13 protein-coding genes are annotated in these 16,277 nt (G+C 62.1%); 5 read left to right on the top strand and 8 right to left on the bottom strand.

The annotated features are described in order from the left end of the window. Positions 1–5: 5 nt before the first annotated feature. The 4 genes from CS1GBM3_RS06965 to CS1GBM3_RS06950 form a co-directional block, all read right to left on the bottom strand. Complete coding sequence (locus CS1GBM3_RS06965; protein ID WP_072393182.1) at positions 6–1,808, bottom strand: OmpA family protein; 1,803 nt, start codon at positions 1,806–1,808, stop codon at positions 6–8. Between the two features lie 143 nt (positions 1,809–1,951). Continuing rightward, on the bottom strand, positions 1,952–2,437 hold the full coding sequence (locus CS1GBM3_RS06960; RefSeq protein WP_139247814.1) for a hypothetical protein: 486 nt from the start codon (positions 2,435–2,437) through the stop codon (positions 1,952–1,954). Between the two features lie 43 nt (positions 2,438–2,480). After that, on the bottom strand, positions 2,481–2,996 hold the full coding sequence (hutX, locus tag CS1GBM3_RS06955; RefSeq protein WP_072393177.1) for a heme utilization cystosolic carrier protein HutX: 516 nt from the start codon (positions 2,994–2,996) through the stop codon (positions 2,481–2,483). A gap of 24 nt (positions 2,997–3,020) precedes the next feature. After that, positions 3,021–3,362, bottom strand: a complete 342-nt coding sequence (locus CS1GBM3_RS06950; RefSeq protein ID WP_072393174.1) for an antibiotic biosynthesis monooxygenase family protein — start codon at positions 3,360–3,362, stop codon at positions 3,021–3,023. A gap of 378 nt (positions 3,363–3,740) precedes the next feature. Between CS1GBM3_RS06950 and CS1GBM3_RS06945 the strand changes: the two genes are divergently transcribed. After that, on the top strand, positions 3,741–3,923 hold the full coding sequence (locus CS1GBM3_RS06945; RefSeq protein ID WP_072393171.1) for a hemin uptake protein HemP: 183 nt from the start codon (positions 3,741–3,743) through the stop codon (positions 3,921–3,923). Positions 3,924–4,121: 198 nt separating this feature from the next. Here CS1GBM3_RS06945 and CS1GBM3_RS06940 read toward each other — a convergent pair whose 3' ends face one another. Both CS1GBM3_RS06940 and CS1GBM3_RS06935 read right to left on the bottom strand, forming a co-directional pair. After that, on the bottom strand, positions 4,122–6,560 hold the full coding sequence (locus CS1GBM3_RS06940; RefSeq protein ID WP_072393168.1) for a TonB-dependent receptor family protein: 2,439 nt from the start codon (positions 6,558–6,560) through the stop codon (positions 4,122–4,124). Between the two features lie 502 nt (positions 6,561–7,062). Next, positions 7,063–9,432: a TonB-dependent receptor family protein gene (locus tag CS1GBM3_RS06935; protein WP_072393165.1), complete on the bottom strand. Its 2,370-nt coding sequence runs from the start codon at positions 9,430–9,432 to the stop codon at positions 7,063–7,065. Positions 9,433–9,726: 294 nt separating this feature from the next. Between CS1GBM3_RS06935 and CS1GBM3_RS06930 the strand changes: the two genes are divergently transcribed. Then, complete coding sequence (locus CS1GBM3_RS06930; RefSeq protein ID WP_072393162.1) at positions 9,727–11,376, top strand: MASE1 domain-containing protein; 1,650 nt, start codon at positions 9,727–9,729, stop codon at positions 11,374–11,376. Further along, positions 11,373–12,002, top strand: a complete 630-nt coding sequence (locus CS1GBM3_RS06925; RefSeq protein WP_072393159.1) for a response regulator transcription factor — start codon at positions 11,373–11,375, stop codon at positions 12,000–12,002. The genes CS1GBM3_RS06930 and CS1GBM3_RS06925 overlap by 4 nt, the downstream gene beginning before the upstream one ends. A 300-nt stretch (positions 12,003–12,302) precedes the next feature. Here the strand turns inward: CS1GBM3_RS06925 and CS1GBM3_RS06920 are convergent, their stop codons facing one another. Further along, on the bottom strand, positions 12,303–12,806 hold the full coding sequence (locus tag CS1GBM3_RS06920) for a DUF892 family protein (RefSeq protein WP_072393156.1): 504 nt from the start codon (positions 12,804–12,806) through the stop codon (positions 12,303–12,305). A 158-nt stretch (positions 12,807–12,964) separates the two neighbouring features. On the opposite strand from CS1GBM3_RS06920, the gene CS1GBM3_RS06915 reads away from it, so the two are divergent. Next, positions 12,965–13,462, top strand: coding sequence for a YciE/YciF ferroxidase family protein (locus CS1GBM3_RS06915; protein ID WP_072393153.1), 498 nt, complete (start codon positions 12,965–12,967; stop codon positions 13,460–13,462). Positions 13,463–13,522: 60 nt separating this feature from the next. Here the strand turns inward: CS1GBM3_RS06915 and CS1GBM3_RS06910 are convergent, their stop codons facing one another. Then, positions 13,523–14,563, bottom strand: coding sequence for an ROK family protein (locus CS1GBM3_RS06910; protein ID WP_244534568.1), 1,041 nt, complete (start codon positions 14,561–14,563; stop codon positions 13,523–13,525). A gap of 238 nt (positions 14,564–14,801) precedes the next feature. Here CS1GBM3_RS06910 and CS1GBM3_RS06905 point away from each other — a divergent pair, with 238 nt between their 5' ends. After that, positions 14,802–16,202, top strand: coding sequence for an autotransporter outer membrane beta-barrel domain-containing protein (locus tag CS1GBM3_RS06905; RefSeq protein WP_139247813.1), 1,401 nt, complete (start codon positions 14,802–14,804; stop codon positions 16,200–16,202). Positions 16,203–16,277 lie beyond the last annotated feature (75 nt).

Here is a 16,277-nt window from a genome sequence, read left to right as displayed (position 1 = left end):
AGGCGTCAGGTCGGGTCGTCCCAGCCATCCCGCGACAGGAGCGGCGTGATGCGCCGGACCGCCACGCGACGGTTGATCCGCGACGGGCCGTCGGTCAGCTCCTTGAGGTATTCCTCTCCGTAGCCTTGCGTGGTGAGGTTCTCTGGGGGGATGTCGAAGGTGTCGCTCAGGATCGCCGCGACCATCTCGGCGCGCCGGTCGGAGAGCGACAGGTTGTCGATCTCGTCACCAACTGCATCAGTGTGCCCCTCGATAAGGAACAGCTCGCTGGGTGAGCGGTCGAGCACCCGATGGATGGCGCGCGCCATACGCTCAAGCTTCGGATACTGGTCCTCGCCAACCTCCCACGAGCCGAAGGCAAAATTGATCGCATCGAGATCGACGCGCCGCATGCGCTCTAGGATTCTGTAATTGTAGCGCACCTCGTCGAGGGAATAGCTGCGGTCCAGCCGCTCGATCGGCGGTGCGTTGAGCGCATCGTAGATATCGTCGAACGACGCACGCTCGTAGTCGACGATGTAGTGATGTCGCGGAATCCGCACCACCGGCGGCGGCAGGTCGATGTAGATGGGCCGGTAATCGGACCCGCGGCCCCGTCCATGGTAATGGCGACGGTCATCGAACAGCACGTAATCGCGGCCGTCCCGATCCCTGCGGCTGCGTCGCACCACGCGGCCGTCGTCATCCATAAGCGAATAGATCATAGCGCCGGCGAGGCCCGCCGTCACGACCGTCCACAGTCCGTCCTTGCGCCGTTCGCGGCGCACCTCGCGACCCTTACGCGTCAGCCGCGCACTTTCGTCGTGGCGGATGAAGGTACGTTTCTCATCGCGTACGATCACGCGCTTATCGGGCTCGGTGATGATCTCGCGAGAGCCGACCTCTCGCGTTTTCCGCCCCTTGCGCAACTCCTCGAAGCGTTTTGCAGCCTGAGGACGAAACACTTCCGCCGGGCCTTTGCCACCCTTCTGTTCAGCCTCCTTGCGAGCCCTCTGGAATTCCTGGTCCGCACGGGACCGGTCGAACTTGCCGCGATCGCGCCGATCTTTACGCTCACGGTCCGCCTCGCGCTGCGGCTCTCGCGAATACCGCTCACGTCCAATATTTCCACGCTCCGCCTCTGGCTTCTTACGCGCGGCATCCTGACGGGCACGCTCTGCCTCCAGCCGCTGCCGTTCGGCCTCCTGTTTCTGTCGCTCGGCATTCTCGCGGGCCTTCTGCCCTTCGATCTGCTTGAGCTTTTCGGCTTCGCGGCGGGCTGCATCGGCCTTCTGTTTTTCGGCCTCCTGTCGCGCTCGCTCAGCCTCCTGCTTCTGCTTGCGATCGCGAGCTTCCAACTCGCGGAGCTGCTGGTCCTTGCCGGCCTTTTCGCGGCTTTGCTCGGCGTCGCGCCGCTGCCTGGCATCGTCGCGCCGTGCGCGCTCTTCATCCTGCCGACGTGGAAGCATATTCTCACGCGGTTGCGGGGGCTCCTGATGCTTCCGCTCGATGACGTCTTGCCGCGCAGGTGCCTCGCGTTCCTTCGGCTCGGAGGTCTTTCGTTTCTCCGGCTGGCGGTCCTGCCGCGCATCCTCGCGCTTGCGTTCGCGGTTCGGTGTCTCGTCCCTGGATTTTCCTTTCCTTCCGCGCTCCTCGTCGGAGTCGCGCCTGCCTTTTTTCTTTCCCTCTTCCTCTTCGTCGGCTTTCTGAGCCAGCTCGAGCTTCCGCGCTTCGGCGAGAGAAGCGTCCTGAGCATAAGCAAGCGGCGTTCCAAGAGCGAAGGCGGAGAGAAGCAGAGACGGGGGGAGGAAGGTCCGCAAAAGTGTCATGAGAGGTCCATTATTATTGGGCGGCATGTGAGAGCTTCACCGGCGGGGCCATGCCCACAGGGAGGCGCCGGCGCAAGGTCTAGTTTCCGAACCGGAGTAAATAATGGCGCAGCGGTGGCGAAATCAGCCCCGTGTCTGGCGATTCAATGCAGAGAGGCGCTGGCAGTGATCCGTGAGCGCCGCGAGGGAACGGCGGCTACCGCCGTCGATCCGAAGCGCCTTGCCGCTGCGACCAGGGCCGGCGCTTCCGCACGGCGCGCGAACTCGGCGGCGGCCTCGTCGATGTCGCTTGGCACGCCGCGATAACCTGCTTGCATGAGCAGGATGAGGTGCCACTCGTCCTCCGTCACGCGCCGGCTGCAGTTGGGACAGTACGGCGACAGGTAGCCGAACCCGCCTTGCCTCTCGGCACGCATGGCGCGGATGAGAACGGCAATGCGACACGCCATCTCAGGACCGATGTCGGCACCGTAACGGTGCTCCGCGTGATCGATGGCCCGGTCGAGTCCCTCGGCCTGATTATGCTCGTAGCTCGTGCACTGCAGACGCACGAGGTGCAGCCACTCGCGCTCCATCTCGTCGAGGCTGGAGGCGGGAGTATCTGTCAGCGTGTACCCGTCACTACACATCAAGGAACTCCGATAGCGTCTCTGACGCGCGTCGCACCCGCCCTCAAAGCGACGCCTTGAGCGCTTCGAAGCGAGCGACCTGATCCGCGACAAGGTTGCGGGTTTCATCGCGACGCACGAAGATCTTGAACATCGCGTCGCCGTCGAAGTTGAAGAACTGGATGGAGTGCGACTGGCGGCCCATGAAGGGTCGCGAGACGAATGCGATCTCCCGGCAACGCGAGGCGCGGATGTGTCCGCCGATGGGGCTTTCGCCGTGGATATTGAAGTACCCGCGGCCGTAGCTGCCGCGCGGCAGCGGTCCCTCGCATTCGAGCACGAGATCGGACGTATGCACGATGAAGAGGATGGGACCCCAGTCGGCCACGGCATCGAGAATGGCCTCGAGTTGGTCACCCATCACGATCTTGCGGTTTTCCTCCGGAAGCGCGTGCACCACGTCGAGTGTGCTCACGCAATAGGTTCGCGCGATATCCTCGAGCACGCCATCCGCGTTGGCGGCGAGACGCTGTCCGAGCGGCATGAAGACGTCCTCGCGCTGATGTATCGCCGTGCCCATGCGTGACCTCCGGTCGTCTGCGCACTACTCCGCTGCCACGCGACGCGTGCCATCTGCGGCAACGGTCTGAAGCACCTCGAACCCCTCGAACTCGGGGTGACCCTGATAAAGCGGCTTGCTGGATCCGGCGCCGCCGTGCGCCTTGCGGAACTGCTCGGACCGCGTCCAGGCGTCGAAGTCCATCCGCGAACGCCAGATGGTGTGAGACGCATAGAGAACGTGATCGTCGCGCTCCGGCCCCTTGAGCAGATGGAACTCGACAAAGCCGGGCACCTCATGGAGGTGCGTCTCGCGCGAGAGCCACACGTGCTCGAAGTCGGCCTCCGCGCCCTTGATGACTCTGAAGCGGTTCATTGCAATGAACATCTGATTGTCCCGGCCGATATCTTGCCTGCTTGCGTGAGTTCGAAACCAGCATACCGGCCGTGCTTCGCGAGTGAAAGGGCGGCAGCGTCCGGACCGGCCTCGGAAGAACAACCGGAACGGCGCGCCGCCGCCAACTTGGGGGTCCCAGGCAGTGCGGGAGGAGTACTGGGCCCCAAGACGGATGAGTGGACCAGCCGAAACATGACCGCGGCGGTCCACCGCCTAAATCGCGAGCACCCCGCTAGGAGGTTGGCTCGAAACGTCCGCGTGAACCGCAGACTTGCACACCCTAGTAAACTGGAATTACATAGTCAAGAATAAACGGAGGGGTGACGCCTATCGCGCGCTCCAATTGAACGGTTCTAATCAGGACAAGGAATGTCGACGAGCGAGACCAAAACAGAAACTGAGGCCGCGGCCGTGCATGATCGTGCGCCTCGTGTCGTTCGCTATGTCGTGTCGGAGCTGATGCAGGGCAGCCGCGAGGCGATCCTGGAGCACGACGGCGCCGAGTATCACCTGCGTATTACAGCCAATGGCCGGCTCATTCTGACCAAATAGGGCGCCGGATGATCACCCTGTTGAAACGTGTCCGCCGCTTGCTTTGGGTCGCGGGCTAACACGCGCATTCACCGCTTCGTGCCGCACGGGCCCATGCCGCGACGGAGGCACGGCTCGCACGCGGCCGCACAATCGAACGCCCGGACCTGAAAACCAGGCCCGGGCGTTCGCTGCACCTTCCGGGAGAAGGGTCTGCAGTTAGAATTTGTAAGTAAATCCTCCCATCACCGTACGGGCGGCGCCGGGTTTCATGCCCTCGTCGATGTCGGACAGATAGAACTCATTGGTCAAGTTCGTGCCGGATACGAAGAGCGATAGGTTGTCCGTGAGATAGACGTTGCTGCGCGCGGACAGCAACCAGATGTCGGGTACAAAACCAGCCTCGACTTCTTCGTCGTCCCACTCGAGTTCGCCGTTGGCCATGTCGGTGTAGAAGCCACCGCGATATGTCCAGCTTACGCTCGCGTCCCAAAGCCGCTTGTAAGCGACACCAACCGTCAGATTGGCGAAATGGCGCGGCACCTCAGGTACGCGATTTCCGGCAACGTCATCGGTTCCGTCAAACCCCTTGGTGATGACGGAGTCAGCATATGTGTAGACAGCTTCACCAAACAAATTCCAAGGACCGCCCGTCCAAGGCTTGCTGTCGAAGCGTGCAGCTACTTCGAAGCCGTCGATTTCGACCTCATCGGCGGTGCCGTAGATATTGTTTCCGCCGCCGGTCGTCGTCGGCGATTTCACCTGATAATTTTCGATATCGCTGTGGAAATAGGCGAGATCGAAAGCGAAACCGCGGATAGCAGTAGAACGTACGCCAACTTGGAAGTTGTCGCCGATCTCGTCCGGCAGCGGGAAAGCCGGGCCGCGCGTGATCTGCGGCGTAAGTCCGCGATGATATCCGCCGTAAATCGTCGTACGCGGCATCACCTCCCAGGCCGCCGCGATCATCGGCAGCACCTCGTCCGTGCTTGAGCTCGAGAAGCCTGGTTGTTGCGGCGCCTCGGCCCGATCCGGCTGCGTCCAGCGATCGATATCGTAGCTCTCAAAGCGGACGCCAGGCGTCACGGTCAGTCCGGGCGTAACGTGAATCGCAGTCTGCACAAACGCTGCGAAAGAATTTGCATCCATGTCCGCCCGGCGAGAGCGGTCGCCGTTGTCTGGCAGATCTGGGTCGGAGTTCAGGAAGATATCGCAGCGGCCACTGTTTCCGGAGTCGAGCTTCTCGTTTGCCTGTCCCACCGTGTTACAGTTCGTAAATTCATGCCGCTCGAATCGGATGCCGGCCTGAATATCCTGCCTCATGCCGGCAAGGAACGGCCGATCAGCGAACTCGATACGCGATTCCACGCCGTAAAACCGGTATTGCCGCTCGCGACCGCGCATGAAGAAGTCGTCGCCGTCCTCTTCGTTGAAATAGAAGCGATTGCGTTCATGGTCGCTGTAATAGCCGCGCGTCGTCAGAGTCGTGCTGTCGTCGATGTAGAAATTATGCGTACCGACGATCCGCCAGTAGTCGGCATTATAGCTGCTGAGGTTGGCATAGCGCTGGCTACCCTCGAAGCCACCATCGTCACCCCCCGTTCCGAGCTTGTTGCGGCCGTTGCGATAGAACTCGGCGTATCCGTTGGCGACTCCTTCCGGTGGCACGAAGTTGATCTCGTCATAACGGTCGCGCTGGCGGAAATAGCCACCTGAAATCGTGAAATCCTGAGTCGTACCTTTGAGCCCGATCGCGCCATAGAAATCGTTGTAGCGCAGCACCTCGTTATCCCACGAGCCCGCACCTTCCGCTCCCGAGTAAGAGACAACGACGCCAGCCTGCCCGACGTTCTGCCGCGTATGCACATGGCGGAAATTATTGACGTCCTTATTGACATCCCACGTATGGCCGATGCCGGCCTTGATCACCGTTTCGTTCGCACCGAACGGCGAGAGGTTTCGGAAGTTGACGACGCCATGATTGTTGAGGGGACCGTAGTTGACGATCGGACCGCGCATCACCTCGATGCTCTCGAGGCGCTCGGTTGGCGGGGTGTAGTGCGTGGAGGCGTCGAGGTAGGGCGAGAAGTTGATCGGTAGTCCGTCCTCCATGACGAGGACCTTGCGAGAGCGGCGCATAGGCGAGCCGCGCACGCCAATGCCAGAGTGGCGCCCCATGCCATCGTCGCTGACTGTCATGATGCCAGGTACGTTGACGAGCGCGTCGTGATTATTCAACGGGCGCTGCTCGTCGAGATTTTCGGACGTCACGCGTGTTCCGGCACCTACATAATTCTGCAGGTCGTCGGGAAGAGTTTGGCGCGCATCGATTGGAGAAAGCGGACCACTTTCGGCACGAACTTGAGCGCCACCGCTTGCGGCCGCGCCATAGGGAGAATTAGCTAGTTCAGGAGCCTGGTCGGGGTAGTCTGGAGCCGCCGCTGGAGCGGCCATTGGTGGCTGCTGCGCCGGTGAGGGGGCCGCCTTGGCAGCGGGCGGCGCCTTCTTCTTGGCGGCAGGCGCCTTCTTCTGAATGACCTCGACTTCCGGCAAATCGCCGTCTGCGGGCGCGGCCGCCGTCTGGGCTGAGACCGGCGAAGCCAGGAGCCCGATCGCCCCGGCCATGACCGTCAGCTTCAAATGAACTTTGAGTGACATGCTACTGCTTCCTCCCCCACGTGCGTCCGCATGGCAGACGCAACCCCCAAGTTCCTCAGCCACCGCAGCGGGCGACCCACTCGGGCAGCGACATTTGCGCGCTGCAAAGCGATCCCCCCGGATCTGGAAAACTTTTGTTATAAAGTTGCAGCATGTTCCTCGATCCCGAATGCGACCAGCAATTCAGGATGGTTCCATGCGGTGGCATTGCTCGGTGCGAATGCTGCCGTAGAATTACAGAAAAAATCAACAAAATCAGGAAGTTATGACTTGATCATCCAGGATATAATGGCAACACGGCGCCAAGTATCCCGCCATGAATTGGGAATAAACGCTGGGAAAATGGCGCGGGCTCGCATCGGATTATTCCGTTCTCCGTGCGCGGCGTATTTCTGAAATCTCCGAATGAATTGAAAAGCCTCCGGGCCCAAAGATGGGTTGGACATCTTTGGGCCCGGAGCATTGCGCGCAGTTGGGTCTTGGGTCGTCGTGAAGTTTTTCGTCAGTCGAACTTGAGCGTGAACCCCGCCCACAGCGTACGGCCCACACCAGGCTTGGCACCGTCGTTGCGGTCGGACACATAGAACTCGTCGGTGAGGTTCTGTCCCGACGCCCAGAGCGTCAACTGCTCGGAAAGGTGGTAGTTCGCGCGCGCCGATAGCAGCCAGACGCCATCAACCTTCCCATCCTCAGCATCAGGAGAGAACCCGGTATTGAGCGCGTCGGTATAGTACTCTCCACGATGCGTCCACGACACGCTGGCGTCCCACAGTTTCCTGTATTCGACGCCGAGCGTCAGGTTCGCGAAGTGCTTGATCGACTCGGGAACGTGGTTGCCGGAAACATCGTTGCCGTCGTCGTCGACGCCCTTCTTGATCTCGCTGTCGACGTACGTGTAGACGGCCTCGCCGAAGAAGTTCCACGGGCTGCCCGTGAACGGCCGGCTGTCAAGGCGCGAATAGATCTCGAAGCCGTTGAGTTCGACCTCTTCGAGAGAGGTGAACACACGGTCGCCGCCGCCGGTCTGGAAGGCCTCTCCGAACTGATAATTGTCGATCCGGTTGTGGAAGTAGGCCATGTCGAGCGTCAGGCCGCGAACCGCGGTGGTGCGCACGCCAAGCTCGAAGTTATCGCCGATCTCTTCGTCCGGCGCCACGAAGCGATCCGCGTCAGACTCAAGAAGATCGCGCACAATATGCGGCGTCAGTCCGCGGTGATAGCCGCCGTAGAAAGTGGTGCGCGGCGCAGCCTCCCAGGCGAAGGAGAGCATCGGCAAGACGTGGTCGTAATTCGCGTTGCCGTTGAACTCGTCCGGATCCCGGAACTCGACCTCATACGTCTCGAAGCGCACGCCCGGCGTAACCGTCAGTGACGGCGTGACCTTGATCGCCGACTGCACAAAGGCAGCGAAGGATTGAGCCTCAAGCTTCTGGATGGCGCCGTCGAGAGCGCCGCGATGGTTGAAGTTGAGCCGCTCGCCGTTTTCGCCTTCGCGGTTTTTGTTGTCGAAGAAGTGCTCCTCGTAGCGGATGCCAGCCTGCAGCGTGTGCATCAGGCCGCCGAACAGCGGCAGGTTGGCCAGCTCGATACGTGAATCCGCGCCGTAGTTGCGATAGTGGCGATCACGCCCCTGCATGATGAAGTTGTCGGCGTCCGTGAAGTCGTCGACGTAGAAGCGCGCGCGCTCGTGGTCGTTGCCGTAGAGGCGCGTGGAGATCGTGGTGTTCTCGTCGAGATAGAGGTTGTGGGCCACCTGAAGCCGATAGTAGTCGGCATTGTAGTTGCTCCACTGGTAGCAGCATGGCTGCGCGAACAGCCCGTCGGCGGCGGCGCGGACCTTGTTTCGCCGGTACTGATTGAACTCGGCGACCGTACCTTCGAAGTTGTCCTCATCATACGTATCGCGCTGGCGGAAGTAGCCGCCGGAGATCGTGAGATCCTGTCGGCTGCCGCGGAAGCCGATGGCGCCGTAAAAGTCGTTGTAGCCGAGATCTTCGACGTCCCACGCTCCGCCGGCGTCCGCGCCCGAGTAGGACGCGACCACGCCAACGTTGCCGAGATTCTGGCGCGTGTGAACATGACGCATATTGTCGACGCTGCGATCGGAGCCCTCCGTGTGGCCGATGCCGGCCTTGATCACGGTTTCGTTATCACCGAACGGCGACAGGTTGCGGAAGTTGATCACGCCGTGGTTGTTGAGCGGGCCATAGTTGACGATCGGGCCGCGGAAGACCTCGATGCTCTCCACGCGCTCAATGGGCGGTGTGTAGTGGGTGGAGGAATCGAGATAAGTCGAGAAGTTGATCGGAACGCCGTCCTCCATGACGAGGACCTTGCGCGAACGCCGGAACGGCGAGCCGCGCACGCCGATGCCGCTGTGCCGCGCGAAACCGTCGTCGGTCACGGTCACGACGCCCGGAACGCGGGCCAGAGCCTCGTGGTTGGTGAGCGGCCGCTGCTCGTCGAGCTGCTCTGTCGTGATTCGGCTGGCTGCACCCTGGGCATTCTGCAGGTCGCCCGGCACGATCGACTTGGCGTTGACCGGAGCGAGCGGGCCGCTCTCGGCGCGCGCGGCGGCTCCGCCGCTGGCGGCCGCGCCGTACGGCGAGTTTTCGAGCGCGGGCTCAGGCGCAGGCTCCTCTTCGGCGTAAACCGGCTGAGCCGCCGGCGGCGGTTGCGGTGTGGGAGATGCGGCTTTAGGGGCCGGGGCCTTCTTCTTCGCGGCTGGAGGAGGAGATTTCTTCTGGATGACCTCCACCTCCGGCAGGCCGCCATCGGCGGGCTCCGCGGCGGTCTGTGCGTCGGCGGGCGACGCCATCAGCGCCGCTGCACCGGCCATCACCGTGAGCTTGAGATACCTACGTCCGTACATCCAGTCCCCCTCCCCGTCGACGATTGCCGGAGCTTCCCGGCATATGAAGTCTTCATCCCCGGAAAATTCTGCCTAAATTGCCTGCAGATCTGCCGTTCGTCTGCCGACGCGAAGTGCCCCGAAGAATGTTTTGGTATAAAGTTTCATTTTCGGAGCACGGAAAGCGCGTCTTTCGTTGCTTTGCATCGTCCTGATGTCAGGTGGTCGCAGCAATTGGGGATGCGCACGTGCGGTGGCATGGATCGGGAAATGGTCCTGAGTAGTTTGCCGGATGACGGAAAAGGGAGTGGAAGAATGCACGAGTGGAGTCAGGAAGCGTCGGCAAAGAATTTGCCCGTCGCCGCCCTGTTTTCACGTCACCCGCTGACCATCGGCATCGCCTACCTCGTCGCCTACGCCCTCTTGGATTGGGTGAGCTTCATCAGCCCTATTGCGCCGATCGGCATCACGCCCTGGAACCCGGCGACGGGTCTCAGCTTCGCGCTCGTTCTGCTGTTTGGCCGCGAGTATGTGCCCTGGCTGTTTGTCGCGCCGATGCTCGTCAATGCGTTCGTCTTGGATCTGCCGATGCCGGTGGCGGCGCACCTCCTGGGATCGCTCGTCATCGGCGCAGGCTACGGAGCCGCTGCAACTCTGCTGACGCTTCCTCGCCTCGACTTCGATCGTACGCTGAGCTCGAAGCGGTCTCTGATGCTGCTGATCGGCGTCGCGGCGATCAGCACAGGTGTCGTCGCGATCGCCTACGTCGGGATTCTGACCGCCTTCGGCCTCGTCGCGCCGGCCAAGCTGATTGAAACGACGGCGCACCAATGGATCGGAGACATGATCGGCATCACGGTGCTGACGCCGTTCCTCCTGATCCTCTTCACGCGCAAGCGTCACCTCGTTCCGTCGTTCGAGATGGCGGCTCTGGTGCTCGTCCTGATCGCGACCCTGGCCGCTGTTTTCGGGCTTTCCGATACGTTTCGCGTCAAGCAATTCTACCTGTTCTTTTTGCCGGTGATGTGGACCGCCGTCCGGTTCGGCCTCGAAGGCGTGACAGCCGGACTTGTCCTCACCCAGGTCGGACTCATGGTCGCCATGCAGTACGCGGGCATCGACGCTAACGAGGTGACGGCCTACCAGGCGCTGATGATTGTTCTGGCACTTACGGGACTGACCATCGGTACGCTCGTGAGCGAGCAGCTGCGCACTCAGGCTCAGTTGCGGCGCAACCAGGAGGCGCTCGAGCGCGCCGCGCGGCTCGATACAATGGGCGCCTTCGCCGCCGCGCTCGCTCACGAGATCAATCAGCCGCTGACGGCAATCGCCAATTACACCAGGATCGCCAAGATGGCCGTCGAGAAGCAGTCGCCCGATAATCTGACGGCGCGCGAGGCCGCCGGGCATGCGGTGGCACAGGTCGATCGCGCGGCGGAGGTGGTGCGCAGGTTGCGCGACTTCATCCAGCTTGGCCGCGCCGAAATGCGGCCCCATCAGGCCGTCGATCTCATTCGCGAGGCAATCTCTCACTGCAGATTCGAGACGCAGGCCGGCCTCGTCAGCGTGGAAACGCGGATCGCGCGCAATCTGCCGTCCGTGATTTGCGACGGTTTGCAGATCCAGCAGGTGCTCGTGAACTTGATCCGCAACGCCGCAGAGTCCATATCCTCCAGTGGCCGTTCGAATGGCCGTATTGTATTGGAGGCGGATCTGACGGACGCAAACCGTGTCCTGGTCAGTGTGCGTGACAATGGCCCGGGCTTCGATCCGGAGATCCTTGCACGCGCTCTGACGCCGTTCACCACGACAAAACAGGAAGGTTTTGGCCTCGGGCTTGCGCTTGCGCGGTCCACAGCCGAAACTCACGGCGGTCAGCTCGTCATCGAAAGCGCTGGCGGCGGGGCCGCAGTTTCCTTTACTCTGCCCACATCCATTGCTGAAACGACATCGTTGGAAGAATGACCAAAAGGGACGCCGAAGTGACCGTAGCTTTGATCGATGACGATGCCGCTGTGCTCCACTCCATGCGGCTGTTGATCGAAAGTCGCGACATTCCAGTAGCCTGCTATGGATCCGCGGAAGCCTTTCTCGAGGAGCTGCCCGGAAATAAGCCATCATGCGTCGTTGCAGACGTGCGCATGCCGGGCATGACCGGGCTCGAGCTGCAGCGCGAGCTCAAGTATCGCAACAACGAGGCGCCGCTGATCCTGATTAGCGGCCACGCCGATGTGTCGATGGCGGTGCAGGCTCTGAAGGAAGGCGCATTCGACTTCTTCGAAAAGCCGTACGATGGCGAGCGTCTCGCGACGAGCGTCTCGGACGCAGTTCAGAAGGGGCGTCGTCAGACCAGCGAGGCGAGCGAGCGTGTCGATATTGCAGAGCGCTTGAAGGCTCTCTCGCCGCGTCAGCGCGAGGTGCTGGAGTTTGTCGCCTCAGGCATGTCGAATAAGCAGATCGCGGCCAAGCTCTCGATCAGCCCGCGCACGGTGGAGACATACCGGGCTTGGGTTATGGAGCGTATGGGCGCGCAGAACGTCGCTGATCTCGTGCGCAAGGTCAGCTCGTTTCTGCCTGCGGAGCAGCGCTAGCGAACGAGGGCTGAAAGGCACGGACGAGCGGAACTTGCCGCTCGATCGCGTGTTGATTGCTCACTGAGCAAGATCGCTCGTCGGGCCCGGACCAACCGGTCGGCCGGGCCAGGCTTGGTGAGAGAAAAACATGCGCTACGTGATACTCTGGGCTGCCGGCGTTCCGATTACCGGTATCATCGTCTTGCACTTGCTTGGCTTCATTTGATCGCGTCGATGAGATGCGTAGTCTGAAGCAAGCTTTTCTAAGCCGGCCCTCGTGGCCGGCTTTTCTTTTCGGGTCAGCGTCGATTTTTCTGTTCAGTGCAGCAGGCTGCGTTCAGCGAGCGCGGCGTGATCGGCCCCAACGCGTTCGAAAGCCATTTCTGAAAGAGCACTCGCCTGCACGAGCTCTTCCGCAATGCTACGGCGGATATCCGCAAGCGCCTCCACGAGATCGCAATGCTCCGACCAGCGCAGCAAGGCCTCATAAAGCGTGATCTCGTAGCGCTTGATGGCGAGCAATGCCGCTGCCGCGCCTTGCGTTCCGGTTTCAGGTCCCAGCGTGCAGCATTCGAGGGCTTCCCTCAGCAGCGCCGTGGCAACCCATGACGGTTCGCCCTGCGGCTCGAGGTAGAGCAGGCGAAAGATGCTCTCGAGCCGGTCCGCCTGGGCGGCAGATTGGGCCTCGATTTCGGAGAGAAGCTTGCCAAAGGCCGCATCGGTCGTCACGGCTGCGAGAGCGCTACACGAGGTGAAGAGCTGCTTTTCGGTGTCAAAGGCATGCCGCAGGGTGCGCATATAGGCGCGCTCGAAATCCTGCATGAGAGGGCCCTTTCGTCATCCGGGAGGGAACCGACGTAATGGCCGTAACGCGGCCGCCCGAGCGCGGTTCCGCAGCGCACACATGGGACGGGCGGAACTGGACGCCGCCACTCCGGATTGATCGGCAGTTGCCCCCTCAAGTAACGGAGCCAAGAGCAATGTCAGTAAAAACGATGGAAGACCTGTTCGTCGCGACTTTGAAGGACATCTACTACGCCGAGAAGCAGATCTTGAAGGCGCTGCCGGGCATGGTGAGCAAGTCCGACAACGCAGAGCTCAAGAAGGCGCTGGAGACCCACAAGGCCGAGACGGAAGGCCAGGTTGAGCGGTTGGAGCAGGTGTTCAAGCTGCTCGACGTGCCAGCGCGTGGCAAGAAGTGTGATGCTATCGAGGGCATCATCGACGAAGCCAAGGAGCACATGGGCGATATCAAGAACGAGCGGGTGCTGGACGCAGGCATTATCAGCTCGGCCCAGGCCGTTGAGCACTATGAGATTTGCCGGTACGGCACGCTCGTCGAATGGGCCAACGATCTCGGCTATACAGACGCGGCCAAGCTTCTGAAGCAGAACCTCGACGAGGAGCATCACGCAGACGAGCTGTTGACTGAGATCGCGCGCGGCTCCGTGAACCGCGACGCCGAGGCCGCCGCCTGAAGCTCCGAGACAGACCTGCAGAGACGAAGCGCCTTGCTCGGCTGGGGGCGAGCGGGGCGCTTATTTTTTGCGCCGCGTGGTAAAGCGCGCGTTGCCGAGCCCGGTGCCGATCGTCAGCACGCCCCAATGGTCGAACTTGCGCATCACGGGGAGCTCGCTGAGCCCCTGCACGACGGCATCGTTATGCATCACAACCGCGGTCTCGTGCTTGCCGATCTCCGGGATGGCCTCGCGCAGATAGGCGGGCAGATTGAACGTCTTGGTCTCCCAGTTTCCGGGCAAATTCTGGGCGCCGGTCTCGATCGAGCCGTCAGGACGGATGAGCCCTGGACATCCGATGCCGATCAGCGGCGCGAGGTTCAGCTTGGCCTTGCTGGCGGTCTTGATGAGATCCTTCAGCATGTCGGCCAGTCGATCGACAGCCTCGTCGCGCTTCGTCTTCTCGTCCCCGTGCCGCCACAGCTCAGACTTCCAGACCTTGGCCTTCGCGAGCTTCGATGATTTCTTGAGATTAAGCTCGACGACACCGGCACGGATGTTGGTGCCGCCGATGTCGACGGCCAGGATGCCGTCGAAGCCTTCGAGCGTCCAGGACGGCATGAGATGCGCCGCGCCGATGAGCCCCGCTTCGTCGGGGTGATTGCGGATCAGCTCGATCTCGATATCGGTGCCACCGGACTTGAGCAGCACTTCGGTGCGCCCGATAGCCAGCTCTCCGACCCGGCTCTCTCGGAAGCCGCCGCCGATCACGATGGCCTGCGTGTCGCGCCAACTCGCGGACTTCAAGAAGCGACGGATCACGCGCTCGAGCTCCTTGGCGAAGGCCTCGATGGCGCTATGGATGAGACCGCCGACCTCCGGATCGCCCTTGGCGAGCAAAGCATCGAGGTCCTTCTTGCTGACGTCTTCGGTCGCCTGATCGCCGAGTGGATCCGCGCCGAGCTTGCGCAGCGGCTCGCGCCATTCCTCCAGGATCTCGCGAAAGGCGCCGCGGCTCGCCCGATCTCCGACAAAGCCCTCTTCGTCGCGGATCTCGAGATTGTAGCCATCGAGCTCTACGCTCGGCAGTATTTTCGCGCCATGTTCTGTGATGACTGGCAAGTCTGACCCCGTCGAATGCAAGAAGAATGAAGAGCGCAACGCAGGTGGCGAAGCGCTCCACGCTGATAAACGCGCATCCCGGCCGGAAAGATCGAGGGCCGATAAAATTTCCGAACGACGATCAGCGTGTCTGATGCAGTCGCACGCGGACACATTCATCGTTGCACTCGCGCGTCGGGGTCATCCTTTGGTCCATATTCGCCTGCATAGAGCCCATTGATCAGACACGGAATTATTCGTGAAGAGGGACCTGCGGACGATGTATGAGGTTGCGTTCCGTCGGGGTCTTTGGACCACGGCATGCTGCGTCGCACTTGGCGCAGCGTTTCCCTACGCGCAGCTCCAAGCCGCCGAGCGGGCAAGCGCCGGATGCACGGCCGCCAACAACGGTGCGCTGAACATGCGAGCGGCGGCGGGTGGTAACGCCTCGCGCCAGGCGTCCCTAGGCGAGGGAGAACGGCTCACGTTGTCCCTTTCGACAGCGGGTAGGGCAGCGGTGACCGTATCGAGCACCGGCGGCGAAGCGCAGACGCTGCATTCGGGCCGCACCGCGTCGGTGAGCTTCGTTGCAACGAATGAAGCTTCCTACGGCATTCGGCTCGACGCCGATGCGGAGGCGGCGGCCGCCTTGAGCGTCACCTGCGTGTCCGTCGCGCGGGCGAGCGCCGAGCGCGCACTCGCCGACCGCCGCAGGGCGTTTCTGGCCAACCGCGATCCCGACCGCATTCGCATCGACCGTCCGCGCACCGAAGCGAAACCGATCGATTCCTATACGGCCTCCGAGACAGGCGGCGCGATGCCGCGTGAAGCCGCGGCGTCGATCAGCCTCTCCGAGCTCGCCGCGGCGATGAAGATGGGCGATCCGAGCGCGCCGAGCATCATGGATTTCTGGTTCGAGGGGCGCCACCAGACTTACGACACCATCGACATGGACTCGCGCCTGAACGACGGCAACTTCAGCACCATGTCGATGGGCGGCCATTACATGCTCGGCCCCGATATCATGCTGGGATACCTGACCCAGTTCGACCAGCTCGGCGAGTACAGCCGCTACAGCGGCGGCGTGTCGACGAAGGGCTGGACCACCGGCCCCTACATGAGCGTTCGCTTCGGCCACGGCATCATCTTCGATGGACGCGCCGCCTGGGGCAACACGGAGATCGCGCCGAACGGCGTTATGCTGGATACGGTGCCAGCCGAGCGCTCGATGGTTCGCGGAACGCTCCGCGGCACGCGCCAGGTCAACGGATGGACGCTGGCACCGAGCGTTGGCCTGAGCTACGTCGAGGACACGCCGAAATTCCGGGACACGGCGTTCTCCGAAGCGACCACGGTCGGAACCGGCCGCCTCGATGTCCTGCCGGAGATGAAACGGCGCTTCGATCTCGACAGCAAAACCTACATCGAGCCGCGCATCGCCGCCGGTGGCTTCCTGTCATTCGACGATATCTCGCGCCTTGCGCCGGGCGGCATCACCGGGGCCGACCCGGATTTGCATTGGAAGGCCGAAGCAGGCGTCGCCGTGGGCGTTAAGGATAGCATGAGCCTTCAGGCTACGGGCGGCGTCGAGACCGGTGGCCAGACCACCAACGACAACTGGCTGGGTAAGCTGCAACTCAACGTTCCGTTGGGGCAATAGCGGCCAGATCTGCGCCTTCCCTCACCAGTAAGAAACGACCTACGTAGGGAACATTTGGTCGGTCTCAGCGTTACG

Source organism: Hyphomicrobium sp. CS1GBMeth3 (assembly GCF_900117455.1).
Classification (GTDB): domain Bacteria; phylum Pseudomonadota; class Alphaproteobacteria; order Rhizobiales; family Hyphomicrobiaceae; genus Hyphomicrobium_C.
Note: the sequence above shows the minus strand (reverse complement) of the source record. Positions and strands in the feature narration are given on the sequence as shown.